Annotated in this window: 11 protein-coding genes and 1 pseudogene; 6 read left to right on the top strand and 6 right to left on the bottom strand. The window is 70.0% G+C overall.

All coding sequences use genetic code 11. The annotated features are described in order from the left end of the window. Nucleotides 1-196: 196 nt before the first annotated feature. A pseudogene (locus tag AC069T_RS36260) lies at nt 197-334 on the bottom strand (zinc metalloprotease HtpX); the annotation flags it as partial. A 154-nt stretch (nt 335-488) separates the two neighbouring features. Between AC069T_RS36260 and AC069T_RS36255 the strand changes: the two are divergent. Genes AC069T_RS36255 through AC069T_RS36240 form a run of 4 tightly spaced genes read left to right on the top strand, consistent with a single transcriptional unit; the run spans nt 489 to nt 2,104 of the window. Next, on the top strand, nt 489-1,112 hold the full coding sequence (locus AC069T_RS36255) for a hypothetical protein (RefSeq protein ID WP_478786800.1): 624 nt from the start codon (nt 489-491) through the stop codon (nt 1,110-1,112). A 13-nt stretch (nt 1,113-1,125) separates the two neighbouring features. Next, nucleotides 1,126-1,353, top strand: a complete 228-nt coding sequence (locus AC069T_RS36250; protein ID WP_478786799.1) for a CBS domain-containing protein — start codon at nt 1,126-1,128, stop codon at nt 1,351-1,353. Then, nucleotides 1,350-1,484 carry a CBS domain-containing protein gene (locus tag AC069T_RS36245; RefSeq protein ID WP_478786798.1) on the top strand — a complete coding sequence of 45 codons (135 nt, stop codon included), beginning with the start codon at nt 1,350-1,352 and terminating at the stop codon, nt 1,482-1,484. Before AC069T_RS36250 ends, AC069T_RS36245 begins: the two co-directional genes overlap by 4 nt. Then, nucleotides 1,481-2,104 carry a hypothetical protein gene (locus tag AC069T_RS36240; RefSeq protein WP_478786797.1) on the top strand — a complete coding sequence of 208 codons (624 nt, stop codon included), beginning with the start codon at nt 1,481-1,483 and terminating at the stop codon, nt 2,102-2,104. The genes AC069T_RS36245 and AC069T_RS36240 overlap by 4 nt, the downstream gene beginning before the upstream one ends. 138 nt (nt 2,105-2,242) lie before the next feature. Here AC069T_RS36240 and AC069T_RS36235 read toward each other — a convergent pair whose 3' ends face one another. The 5 genes from AC069T_RS36235 to AC069T_RS36215 all read right to left on the bottom strand — a co-directional run bounded on the left by AC069T_RS36235 (nt 2,243) and on the right by AC069T_RS36215 (nt 8,099). Further along, nucleotides 2,243-3,241, bottom strand: coding sequence for a carbamate kinase (locus AC069T_RS36235; RefSeq protein ID WP_478786796.1), 999 nt, complete (start codon nt 3,239-3,241; stop codon nt 2,243-2,245). A gap of 10 nt (nt 3,242-3,251) precedes the next feature. Then, nucleotides 3,252-4,280 (bottom strand): ornithine carbamoyltransferase, encoded by a 1,029-nt coding sequence (gene argF / locus AC069T_RS36230; protein ID WP_478786795.1) that lies wholly within the window; start codon nt 4,278-4,280, stop codon nt 3,252-3,254. A gap of 45 nt (nt 4,281-4,325) precedes the next feature. Continuing rightward, entirely contained in the window at nt 4,326-5,576 is a 1,251-nt protein-coding gene (locus AC069T_RS36225; RefSeq protein ID WP_478786794.1) for an arginine deiminase, read from the bottom strand. A 50-nt stretch (nt 5,577-5,626) separates the two neighbouring features. Then, nucleotides 5,627-7,144 (bottom strand): APC family permease, encoded by a 1,518-nt coding sequence (locus tag AC069T_RS36220; protein WP_478786793.1) that lies wholly within the window; start codon nt 7,142-7,144, stop codon nt 5,627-5,629. Nucleotides 7,145-7,244: 100 nt separating this feature from the next. Then, complete coding sequence (locus AC069T_RS36215; protein ID WP_478786792.1) at nt 7,245-8,099, bottom strand: slipin family protein; 855 nt, start codon at nt 8,097-8,099, stop codon at nt 7,245-7,247. Nucleotides 8,100-8,545: 446 nt separating this feature from the next. Here AC069T_RS36215 and AC069T_RS36210 point away from each other — a divergent pair, with 446 nt between their 5' ends. Beyond that, entirely contained in the window at nt 8,546-9,004 is a 459-nt protein-coding gene (locus tag AC069T_RS36210; protein WP_478786791.1) for a universal stress protein, read from the top strand. A 141-nt stretch (nt 9,005-9,145) separates the two neighbouring features. Beyond that, nucleotides 9,146-11,986: a cation-translocating P-type ATPase gene (locus AC069T_RS36205; protein WP_478786790.1), complete on the top strand. Its 2,841-nt coding sequence runs from the start codon at nt 9,146-9,148 to the stop codon at nt 11,984-11,986. Nucleotides 11,987-12,109 lie beyond the last annotated feature (123 nt).

Here is a 12,109-nt window from a genome sequence, read left to right as displayed (position 1 = left end):
TTCACCGGCCCACAACCTGACATCAGCAAGGTCCCCACCCATAACCACAACAACGACCGAGCTGGCCAACAGTCACGGCAAGCACCGTTGCAGTACTAAGTCGAGATCAATCGGGCCTTCAGGGGCACCGCGGGCTGGCTTGACCGGCTTGGTCAGGTTGAGCCAGAGGTTCAGGAAATCCACGGGTCGGTCCTCAGCTCATGTCACCGCTGGCCTTGGTGAGCGCCGACGCGAGCACGGAGGGCTTGCCGGTGAGCATGGCCGCGGCGCGGTCGGCGGCCAGTTCGCGATAGCGGGAAAGCGCCCCGAGAGGCAGGAAGCTGAGGCCGTAGACACCCGGCGCTTCGGCCGAGGGCTCGAAGGCGCCTCAATGTAGGGCCGGTTGGCCCCCCGTGCGGTCCTTCGGCCTACAGCGCACCGAGAGCCGGGGCGAGACATTGGTGAAGCCACCGCACTCGCGGTGGCGGTGTCAGGAGGACGGGATCGCCATGGTAGTTCATGATCATTCGAGCGGACGGGCGGGACTGCGGTTTCCCTCTCGCCGCAGGGCACCGGACTCGGCGACATCCGTCGTGGCGCGTGACACCACCCGGTCCACCGCGTTCGCCATGGTCTTCGCGGGAGTACGGATCCTGACCGGGTCCGTCTTCCTCTGGGCCTTCCTCGACAAGACGTTCGGGTGGGGGTACGCGACCGGTTCGGGCAAGGGCTGGATAGATGGAGGTTCACCGACCAGGGGCTTCCTGAGCGGGGTCGCCGCGGGACCGTTGGAGTCGGCCTTTCGTGGCATGGCGGGTGACGCCTGGGTGAACTGGCTGTTCATGCTGGGGCTGCTGGCCATCGGCGTCGCCGTGATGGCGGGCGTGGCGCTGCGGTTCGCGGCGGTGGCGGGCACCGTGATGATGGCGCTGATGTGGGCTGCCGAGTGGCCGCCGGCCCAGCACCTTTCGACCGGTGCGCCGAGCATGTCGTCGAACCCCCTGGTCGACTACCACGTCCTGTACGCCGCGATTCTCATCGCGCTCGCTGTCGGTCATGCCGGTCGAGTGTGGGGCCTGGGCCGTGGCTGGGAGCGCATGGCGATCGTGCGCGACAACCGCTGGCTGAGCTGAGCGGTCGAGGGGTATGCGGCGCAGCAAGGCCGGCTCCGTGATGACGGGCGACGTCGTATGCGTCGAGTTCGGTGCTCGGTTCGAGGAGTTGGCCCGTCTTCCTGCTCACCACAGGATCAGCGGCCTGCCGGTCGTGGACGACGTCGAGCGGGTGGTCGGGGTCGTCTCCGGCACCGACCTGATACGCGACCGGACAGGCACGGCGCGTTTCCCCGGGCCGTCGCCGTCGGCGCGCGGATGATGGCGCAGCACGGGGTCGAACGGCTGCCGGTCGTCGAGGAGGAGGAGGAGGACCGCCTCGTCGGCATCGTGACCAGGCGGGACCTGTTGCCGCCCTTCCACCGCCCACAGCCTTCGAGGAGGCCGCGATGAACAGCAGGACCATTGCCGTGTGGGGCATCGCCTCTGGTGCCGTGCTCGCCGGTGCCGGTTACCCGCTGCTCTGGCGCGAAAGGTGCCTGACGTGGGGCGCGAGCCGTGCGGAAGCCGATCGTGGGATGCCCGGCGATGAGTTCCTGCCGGGCGCGCCGCTGGTTTCGACGCGGGCGATCACCGTGGATGCGCCGCCCTCGGCGATCTGGCCCTGGCTGGTGCAGATGGGCCCGGGCCGGGGCGGTGCGTACACCTACGACCGGATCGAGAACCTCTTCGGCCTGAACATGCACAGCGCGAACAGAATCCTGCCCGAGTTCCAGGACTTGAAAGCCGGCGACGTCATCCCCCTGGGAGCCGGCGGTCCGCGTATGCGGGTCGAAGTCCTGGAGCCCGGCCACACGATGGTGCTGCGCTCCGAGGACGGCCTCTGGGTGTGGGCGTTCGGCCTCTACCCGCAGGACGGCGCGACCAGGCTCGTCAGCCGCAACCGCATCTCCGCCCTGGAGCCCTCCCCGGCAGCCAGGGCCTTCTCCTGCTACGTCATGGAACCCGGAAGCCTCGTCATGGAGCGCAAGATGCTTCTCACCCTCAAGGGTCGCGCCGAATCCATGGCGTGACCGCGGGCGGACGGCACCCCCCTCCCCCGGCTCCGGCTCCGGCTCCGGCTCCGGCTCCGGCTCCGGCTCCGGCTCCGGCTCCGGCTCCGGCTCCGGCTCCGGGGGGACGGTCGGCCGGGGCGGAAGCTGTCTGGTGGATCAACCGCGTTCTTGTCCCGTCGCGTTGGTGGGCACAGACTCGCTCGCCGGTCCGGGTCCGGGTCCGGGCCGGGCGTCCGTACGGTGTGGGCGGCCTGCCGTGATGGTGCTTCCGGCGCTGCCGCCCAGGACCGCCGTCGCCTCGGAGAGGGAACCGATGGCGGCTCGTCGGCCGGTGGCTGCGACGAAACGGTGGCAGGCGGCGATCTTGGGGCCCATGGAGCCGGCCGGGAACCGCATACGGGCCAGGTCGTCGAGGTCGAGACGGTGCAGCGGGACGGCCTGGGGGGTGCCGAAGTGTGCCATGACGGCGGGTACGTCGGTGAGTACGAGCAGTCGGTCGGCGTGCACGGTGACGGCGAGCAGGGCCGCGGTGAAGTCCTTGTCGACGACGGCCTCGACGCCCTGGAGCCGGCCGGTGCCGTCGTCGATGACCGGGGCTCCGCCGCCGCCCCCGCAGATGACCACCGCCCGGTTCTCCAACAGGTTGGTGATCGAGTCCTGCTCGACGATCCGCTGCGGCTCGGGTGAGGGGACGACCCGCCGCCAGTTGTCGCCGTCGGCGGCGACGTGCCAGCCGTGCAGTTCGGCCAGCCTCCGTGCGTGGGGGTGGTCGTAGACAGGGCCGACGAACTTCGCCGGTTCGGCGAAGGCCGGGTCGTGCGCGTCGACCAGCATCTGGGTGACGATGCTCAGGACCGGCTTCGTCACTCCGGCGTTGTGCAGGCACTGGGCCAGCCAGTAGCCGATCATCCCCTGTGTCTGAGCGACGAGGGCGTCCAGCGGGTAGGGGCGGGTCAGCGCCGGGTCGTTCTCGCTCTCCAGGGCGAGCATGCCGACCTGCGGGCCGTTCCCGTGGCAGATGATCAGCTCATGGTCGGCGGCCAGCGGGGCGAGTGCCTCGGCTGCGGCGCGGACATGCTCGATCTGGATGACGGCGTCGGGCTTCTCGCCGCGCCGCAGGAGTGCGTTGCCGCCGAGCGCGGCCACGATGCGCATATCAGGGGCCTCAGTTGCCGAGGGCGGCGACGAGGACCGCCTTGATGGTGTGCAGCCGGTTCTCGGCCTGGTCGAAGACGATCGAGCGGGGCGACTCGAAGACGTCGTCGGTGACCTCCGCGCCGCTGAGGCCGTACCGCTCGTGCAGGCGCTCGCCGAGTCGGGTGCTGCGGTCGTGGACGGCGGGCAGACAGTGCAGGAACTTCGTGTCGGGCCTGCCGGAGGCGTGCAGGACCTTCTCGGTGACCCGGTAGGGCAGGAGCAGGTCGATGCGGGCGCCCCACTGTTCGTCGGACTCGCCCATGCTGACCCATACGTCGGTGTAGATGAAGTCGGCGCCCGCCACACCCTGTTCGACGCTGTCGGTGACCAGCACACGGGCGCCGCTGGTGGTGGCGAGGCGGTGGGCGGTGGCGATGACATCGTCGGGGGGCCACAGTTCACGGGGTGCGGCGATGCGTACGTCCATGCCGAGCATCGCGCCGGTGACCAGCAGGGAGCGGGCGACGTTGTTGCGGCCGTCGCCCAGGAAGCAGTAGGCGGTCTGCTCCAGGGGGCCGGAGTGGTGCTCGGTCATGGTGAGGATGTCGGCGAGCATCTGGGTGGGGTGCCAGGAGTCGGTGAGGCCGTTCCACACCGGCACCCCGGCGTGGTCGGCGAGCTGTTCCACGGTGTCCTGGGCGAAGCCGCGGAACTCGATGCCGTCGAACATCCGGCCAAGCACGCGGGCGGTGTCGCGGATCGACTCCTCACGGCCGATGTGGGAGCCGTCCGGCCCCAGGCAGGTGACGTGGGCGCCCTGGTCGTGGGTGGCGACCTCGAAGGCGCAGCGGGTGCGGGTGGAACTCTTCTCGAAGACCAGCGCGATGTTCCGGCCCGTCAGCCGGCGGCGTTCGGTGCCGTCGGCCTTGTCCTGCTTGAGCTGTGCGGCGCGGGTGGTGAGCGCCAGGAACTGCGCCTTGTCCAGGTCGAGTTCCTTGAGCAGGGAGCCCGGGTGACGGGCGGTGGCGGTCAGCGGATCAGTCGTGGGAGCGGTCATGGGAGCAGTCCTCAGGAGTGGTGTGGCCCAGGTGGTGGCGATGCGTCAGATGCCGTCGCGCCGGGTGGGGCAGGTCATGCAGCGCGCGCCGCCCCGGCCGCGGCCCAGCTCGTTGCCCGGGATGCTGATGACCTCGATGCCGTTCTCGCGCAGCATGGTGTTGGTGACGGTGTTGCGCTCGTAGCCGACGACGACGCCGGGGGCGACGGTGAGGAAGTTGTTGGCGTCGTCCCATTGCTCGCGCTCGGCCGCCCTGGCGTCCTCGTCCGCGGACAGGATCCGGAGTTTGTCCAGGCCCAGGGCGTCCGCGATGGTGGCGAACAGGTCGTCGCGCTGCTCGACGTGCAGACCTCCGGTGTCGTGCTCGACGACCTCCGCCGGGTCGGCCGGGGCTATCACCCAGGTCCGCATGGCCTTCGGGTCGAGATAGGGGTAGCGGACGAAGGTGTCGGTGTCGATCATGGTCATGACGGTGTCCAGGTGCATGAACGCGTGCGACTTCGGCAGTTGTACGGCGATCACGGTGGTGGCCTGGTGGCTACGGAACAGCTCGCGGGCCAGGATCTCCACACCCATCGGGGTGGTCCGCTCGCCCATCCCGACCAGTACGACGCCGCGGCCCAGGATGTGGATGTCCCCGCCCTCCAGGGTGGCGGGCCGGTGTCCGGTGTCATCGCCGTCGTAGTAGAGGGGGAACGCGGTACCGGCGAACAGCGGGTGATACCGGTACACGGCCCTGGTGTGCAGGGACTCGCGCCGCCGGGCGGCCTTGGCCATCGGGTTGATCGTGACACCGCCGTAGATCCAGGCCGCGTTGTCGCGCTGGAACAGGGTGTTGGGCAGTGGTGTCAGTACGAAGTCGTCCGGGCCCAGGGTTTGCCAACGCAGGCTGCGTACTTGGAGCGGGGAAAGATCCGCACGGGTCACCCCGCCGATGAGCAGTTCCGCCAGCATCGCCGGGTCGGCCTCGTCGGCGAGCGCGCGCAGCGGTCCAGCGAGGGTGGGTCCGACCTGTTCCGGGGCGCAGACCCGGTCCAGTACGAAGTCCCGCGCTTCGGGGAGTGCCAGGGTTTCGGCGAGCAGGGCGTCGAAGTGGTGGACGATGACGTCGTGTCCGCGGAGCACCTGGGTGAACGCGTCGTGTTCCTCGCGGGCCTTCGCGGCCCACATCACGTCGTCGAAGAGCAGTTCGTGGCAGTTGGCAGGGGTCAGGCGGCTGAGTTCGAGGCCGGGACGGTGGACGACGGCTTCGCGGAGCCTGCCGACTTCGGAGTGCACTCCGGGCGTGCGGGTCACAGGGGTCTCCCTGGCAGAGCGGACGGTTGTGGTGGTGGCGGTGGGGCGGCTCATGACGGGAGTCCTCCGGTGCCTCCGGTGCCTCCGGTGCCTCCGGTGGCGGGCCGGTCGGCCGGTGCCGCGAGGGCGACCGGGGTGTCGTAGGGCACGACCGGGCTCTCGCCGTACTCGCCGCGCCCCGATTTCAGCCAGATGTAGACGGGCAGGCCCAGGAGCAGACAGAACGTGCCGTAGTAGACGGCCTGGTAGCCGCTGCCGGCCAGCGACCAGAATGAGAAGACCAGTGCCACGCCGGACACTCCGCAGTCGCGGACCAGGTGCCGCCACCGGGTCTGCCGGCCTCGGATCAGCAGCCAGTACAGCTGCGCCGCGGCGCTGAAGAGGTAGGGGATGACGGCGGTGACCACCGACAGCAGCACCAGGGTGGTGAAGACGTTCTCGAAGCGGGTGTAGCTGACGGCGGTCAGGACGGAGGCGAGCAGCGTCGAGCTGACGATGCCGAACGCGGGCACGCCCCGTCGGGTGCGGGCGAACGCGGCGGGAAAGAGCCGGTCCTTGGCAGCGGCCATCGGCATCTCGGCGACGATCAGGGTCCAGCCGATCAGGGCGCCGAGACCGGAGACGATCGCGGCGACCGCCACGGTCCGGCCGGCCCATTGGCCGCCGAGGATGGCGTCGGCCGAGTCGGTGAACGGGGCGGCTGATTTCCGCAGGGCGGCGTTGGACACGGTGCCGAAGACGGTGAGCGTGCCGAGGATGTAGACCACCGCGCACCCGATGGTGCCGAGCACCGTGGCGCGGCCGACGTTGCGCTGCGGATCGCGCACCCTGCCCGCGGCCACGGACGCCGTCTCGATGCCGATGTAGCTGAACAGCGCGATCGCCGCGGCGGCGGAGATCGCCGAACCGGTCGACGTGCCACTCGCGTTGAAGGGACCGAAGTTGTGTGTCCTGATGAAGAGCAGGCCGATGGTGGCCATGAACAGCAACGGGACGAACTTCAGCACGGTCGTCACGATCTGGGTGACCGCCATGTTCCGTACGCCGGACGGGTTGATGGCCGCCGGGATCCACAGGCCGGCCAGCGCGATCACGATGGACCAGGACTTGGCGTGCCCGGTGTTCCAGAACACCTCCACGTACCCGACCCAGGCCACGACGATGGCGGCGTTGCCCGCCCAGGCCGTGATCCAGTACGACCAGGCGTTGAGGAAGCCGCCGAAGTCCCCGAAGGCGTCCCTGGCGTACACGTACGGGCCGCCCGAGCCCGGCACCCGCTTGGACAACGCGCCGAACGTGAACGCCAGGGCCAGCGCGCCGATGGTGACCAGTACGAACGCGACCAGACTGATCGGGCCGTACGGCGCCAGCGCAGAGGGCAGCGCGAACACCCCGGTACCGATCACCGATCCGATGACCAGCGCGGTGGCAGTCGGCAGACCGAACCGCCCCCTCGGCGAAGCGTTGTCAGAGGACCAGTCCGCGGACCGGTCCGGGGACTCGGCCGGGGACTGGGCCTGTGGTACCGGAGGCGCGCCGGACGTTTCGTCGTTCACCTGGGCGCTCATGGGAGGTCTTTCTCGCTTCTGCTCATGTGCAAGGCGGGCGGAGGAGGACGGGGCTGTTCGGTCCAGGCACAAGGGCCCACCACCACGGCGGCGCGGATGATCAGACGGCCACGGTTGCCCCGTTCAGTTCCGGGTCCGGGCTCGTCGTGGTGCGGTCGGCGGGCGGCGGCGTCGCAGAGCCTGCGGCCGCCGTCTCCCGAGCGAGGAAGGAGCCGAGCTCGCCGATGGTGCTCATCAGCGGGGCGGGGAAGACGACGGTGGTGTTCTTGTCCACGCCGATCTCCACCAGGCTCTGGAGGTTGCGGAGCTGGAGGGCCAGGGGATGGTCCATCATGATGTCCGACGCGTCTCCGAGGGCCGCCGCGGCCAGCGACTCACCCTCGGCGTTTATGATCTTCGCTCGCTTCTCGCGCTCGGCCTCGGCCTGGCGGGCCATCGCCCGCTTCATGCTGTCGGGCAGCTGAATGTCCTTGAGCTCGACCAGCGTGACCTCCACACCCCACTCGACGGTGGCGACGTCCAAGATCTCGCGGATGTCCAGGTTGATGCGGTCGGTCTCCGAGAGCGTCTCGTCGAGGGTGTGCTGGCCGACGACCTTGCGCAGGGTGGTCTGGGCGATCTGATTGATCGCCGCGTTGACGTTCTCGATCGCGATGACCGACTTCACCGCGTCGACCACCCGGAAGTAGGCGACCGCCGACACGTCGACGCTCACGTTGTCCCGGGTGATGATGCCCTGCGACTGAATGGGCATCGTGACGATCCGCAGGGAGACCCGGTGCAGGACATCGACGAACGGGATGATGAACCGCAGCCCCGGTTCCCGTGATCCGACGAGCCGGCCGAACCTGAACAGCACCCCTTGCTCGTACTGCTTGACGACCTTGATAGCCATGGCGAGCGTCACGAAGACCAACAGGGCCACTATGACGATCGGGAAGACGAGTAGTTCCATCGTGCTGCTCCTCAGATAGGGCACGAGGCCTCTGCCCTTCGAGCTCCAGCCGGAGTGCGAAGGACCACGGAAGGCCGGACCGGGCTCGTGCACCGGGAAGAGCGAATGGCCCGCGGTGGCGGGCCCGGCCGGGCTCCGCAGTTCATGCCGTGTTCCGAGCATGGCTGGCTGCCTGCGCCGCGGTCAGAGGCCAACCGGCCCCCAATCGCGTGCGACTCGGCCTGGATACAGGTGGGCCATACGGGGAGGGCCATGCGGCCCGGAGGTAGGGCCGGTTGGGCGGCCGCAGGTCCGGCGAGGGTGCGTAGCGTGAAGCTGTCCGTCCGGTGTCCCGGTGACCGCCGGCACGGTACGCATCCGCACCTCCATCGAAATCCGGGGGCGAGCACGCGCTGCCCGTCGCGCACGCCGGCCCTGTTCGCAACCGACCGGCAGGAGAACGCCCCATGACCCAGCACACCGATCAGAAGCCCTGGCCCGTCGTCGTGGGCGTCGATGGCTCGCCCTGCTCACAGGCAGCACTGAGGTGGGCACTGGCGCAGGCCGAGCTGAGCGGCAGCGCCATCGAGGCGGTCGCCGCCTGGCAGTACCCGGAGGTGTACGGGTACAGCTACGGCTGGGTCCCGTCGATGCCCGACGGGGGCGAGTTCGCCAAGGCCGCCGCACGGGCCGTGGAGGAAACCGTGGCCGCGGTTCGCGACCAGCTGGACGACCCGGCCGAGGTGGCGGTCCGCGTGGCAGAGGGCCATCCCGTGGAGGTTCTGATGGACGCGGGCCGCAACGCACAGCTTCTGGTCCTGGGCAGCCGGGGCCACGGCACCTTCGCCGGCGTCCTCCTCGGCTCGGTCAGCCAGCACTGCGTGCAGCACGCACCGTGCCCGGTCGTCGTCGTCCCTCAACCGTGACGCGCGCGGCGCGAAGGCGGGCGGCCGAGGAGGAGGACGAGGACAACAACCGGCCGATCGTGGCGCGTTGGCCCTGACAGGCCACGGCTTCGAGCTGCCTCCGCACCATCTCAAGCATGTTCCTCCCGGGAAGGGCCCTTCATGACCCGGTCATCACACACCGATGAGCGAGAAGCCCACCCGCCCGGTGAGCCCGGCAACGCGGAACAGGCCGACAACGCGGAGCAGGCGGACGAGCGGCGGCCACCGGCGGAACTCTTCCGTGACCTGCGCACCTCCCCCTCGGGCCTCACCAGCCGGGAGGCGGCCCGCAGGCAACTGGTCTACGGCCCGAACGTGCTGACCCGATCCGGCGGCAGGCGCTGGCCGGGCGAGCTGCTCTCCCAGTTCACCCAGCCCCTGGCCATCCTGCTGGCCCTCGCGGCCGTCCTGGCATGGGCCGGAGGAACACCGGCACTCTCGGTCGCCGTTGTGGCCGTGATCCTCCTGAACGCCGGATTCGCCTTCGTCCAGGAGATGCAGGCCGAGCGGGCCGTGGAGGCGTTGGCCGCGTTCCTGCCGCCCACCGCCAGGGTCGTACGCGACGAGGTGCGGTGCGAGATCGCGGCCAGGGACCTCGTGCCCGGCGACATCCTCGTCGTCTCCGAGGGCGACCGGGTCTGTGCCGACGCGCGGATCATCGAGGGCACCCTCACGCTGGACCTGTCCTCACTGACCGGCGAATCGCTCCCTGTGACCCGCTCGCCCGAGCCGTCCGACGCCACGGGCTCCCTGCTGGAGGCACCTGAACTGGTCTTCAGCGGCACCACCTGCAGCGGCGGCGAGGCAGCAGCGGTCGTGACCCGGACGGGCATGCACACCGAGCTGGGCCGCATCGCCGCGCTGTCCCAGCGCGTACACACGGAACGCAGCCCCCTGGAGAAGCAGGTGCGGCGGGCCACCTGGATCATCGCCGTCGTCGCCGTCGTGATCGGCGCGGCCTTCCTGCCCATCGGAGTCGCCGCCGGGCTGGGCTGGAGCGCGGCCATCGGCTTCTCCATCGGACTGATCGTCGCCAACGTCCCCGAAGGGCTGCTGCCGACCATCACCCTGGCCCTTGCCGCGGGAGTGCGGGAACTCGCGGCCGGCGGAGCCGTCGTCAAACGCCTCTCGGGAGTCGAGACCCTGGGATCGACGACCGTGATCTGCACGGACAAGACCGGCACCCTCACCGAGAACAGGATGCGGGTCACCCGGCTGTGGCTGGCGGGCAGCGAGATGGCCGCGGACCGGGCCGTGCACGAACCGCGGGCGGCACTCCTCGCAGCGAGCGCCGCCACCTGCACCACCGCGGAGGCACCCACACCGGCACAGCCTCAGGGCAGCGGCGATCCCACCGAACTCGCGATCCTTTGCCTGGCCGAGGAACTCGGCGTCGCCATCGCGCCCTCCCGGCGCAAGGCCGCCCGCCGCACGATCTTCCCCTTCGACGCCCACCTGAAGCGCATGTCCACCGTGAACGACGAAGCAGGCGCCACCACGGTCCACACCAACGGCGCCCCCGAAGCCGTCCTGCCCTGCTGCACCCACCTCCTCGACCAGCGGGGAAAGCGCGTCGAGCTGGACGCCTCCCTGCGCGGAGAGCTGAGCGCCACCATCGACGGCTACGCGGCTTCGGGACTGCGGGTGCTCGCCGTCGCCCACCATGTCCTGGACGACGGGCAGAAAGCGCCGGCCGAGCGGTCGGCGGCGGAATCCGGCCTGACCCTGATCGGCCTGGTCGCCATGGCGGACCCCGCACGTGACGGCGTCGCCGACGCCGTCAGGGACGCACACCGGGCCGGAATCCGGATCCACGTCATCACCGGCGACTACGGGCTCACCGCCGCGGAGATAGCGCGCCAGGTCGGCATCGGCCACGTCGGCAGCCCGGTCCTCGCAGGCGACGTACTGGACCGGATGAGCGACAACGACCTCGACGAACTGCTGTCGCGACGCCAGGAGATCGTCTTCGCCCGCACCTCACCAGAGGCCAAACTGCGTATCTGCGAAGCCCTGCGAGCGCGGGGCGAGGTGGTGGCGATGACCGGAGACGGCGTCAACGACGCTCCCGCCCTGCGCCACGCCGACATCGGTGTCGCCATGGGCAAATCGGGGACAGACGTGGCCCGTGAAGCAGCCACGATGGTGCTGACCGACGACAACTTCGCCACCATCGTCTCCGCGGTCGACGCGGGGCGACGCGTCTTCGACAACGTCCGCAAGTTCGTGCTCTACATCTTCGCCCACGCGGTGCCCGAGGTCGTCCCCTTCCTCGTCTTCGCACTCTCCGGCGGTCACATCCCGCTGCCGCTGACCGTCCTGCAGATCCTGGCGATCGACCTCGGCACCGAAACGCTGCCCGCGCTCGCACTCGGACGCGAGCCCGCCGAGCCCGGACTCATGTCCCGCCCGCCGCGATCACGCAAGACGGGAGTCATCGACCGGGCCCTGCTCTTCCGCGCGTGGGCGTTCCTGGGCACCATCTCGGCGGCCCTGGTCATGGGCGGCTTCCTCTTCACCCTCTGGCACGCCGGCTGGAGCCCAGGGGATCCCACAGGCAGCGGTACCCCCCTGCACCAGGCGTATCTGGAAGCGACGACCATCACGTTCGTCGGCATCGTCGCCTGCCAGATCGGCACCGCGTTCGCCGCCCGCACCGACCGCGCCTCCCTGTTCACCGTCGGTATCCGGACCAACCGCCTGCTCCTGTGGGGCATCGCCTTCGAGCTGGCCTTCACCGCGGCGGTCGTGTACGCGCCGCCCCTCCAGCACATCTTCGGCACGGCAGCCCTCAGCCCCGCCCAGGTCGCAGTCGTCGCACCGTTCCCGCTCATCGTCTGGGGAGCCGACGAAGTCCTCCGCTGGGTCCGCCGCCATCGCGACACAACGGGGGACACGACACCCGAGACGTCCGTGACCTCACGCTTCACGGAGGGGCATACGGCGGAACAGGCAGGGTGAGCAGCAGCATCCGGGCAGACACGAACTGCCGGCCGCGGTGCTCGCGGGAAGGGCGGCGGGCTCGTCGGTGGGCCTGCCGCGCCGAAGACGTGCCAGGGCCGTATGGTCCCCGGCAGGGACCTG

This window comes from Streptomyces sp. NPDC043867 (assembly GCF_056435845.1).
The sequence above is the reverse complement of the archived record's forward strand: the minus strand, read 5'-3'. Positions and strand labels throughout refer to the sequence as shown.

What these genes read in the sequence shown, in the direction of transcription:
- AC069T_RS36215 (WP_478786792.1), bottom strand. Translation starts at nt 8,099, where the DNA reads ATGGAACTACTCGTCTTCCCGATCGTCATAGTGGCCCTGTTGGTCTTC.
- AC069T_RS36235 (WP_478786796.1), bottom strand. Translation starts at nt 3,241, where the DNA reads ATGCGCATCGTGGCCGCGCTCGGCGGCAACGCACTCCTGCGGCGCGGC.
- AC069T_RS36210 (WP_478786791.1), top strand. Translation starts at nt 8,546, where the DNA reads ATGACCCAGCACACCGATCAGAAGCCCTGGCCCGTCGTCGTGGGCGTC.
- AC069T_RS36205 (WP_478786790.1), top strand. Translation starts at nt 9,146, where the DNA reads ATGACCCGGTCATCACACACCGATGAGCGAGAAGCCCACCCGCCCGGT.
- AC069T_RS36240 (WP_478786797.1), top strand. Translation starts at nt 1,481, where the DNA reads ATGAACAGCAGGACCATTGCCGTGTGGGGCATCGCCTCTGGTGCCGTG.
- argF (WP_478786795.1), bottom strand. Translation starts at nt 4,280, where the DNA reads ATGACCGCTCCCACGACTGATCCGCTGACCGCCACCGCCCGTCACCCG.
- AC069T_RS36250 (WP_478786799.1), top strand. Translation starts at nt 1,126, where the DNA reads ATGCGGCGCAGCAAGGCCGGCTCCGTGATGACGGGCGACGTCGTATGC.
- AC069T_RS36255 (WP_478786800.1), top strand. Translation starts at nt 489, where the DNA reads ATGGTAGTTCATGATCATTCGAGCGGACGGGCGGGACTGCGGTTTCCC.
- AC069T_RS36220 (WP_478786793.1), bottom strand. Translation starts at nt 7,144, where the DNA reads ATGAGCGCCCAGGTGAACGACGAAACGTCCGGCGCGCCTCCGGTACCA.
- AC069T_RS36245 (WP_478786798.1), top strand. Translation starts at nt 1,350, where the DNA reads ATGATGGCGCAGCACGGGGTCGAACGGCTGCCGGTCGTCGAGGAGGAG.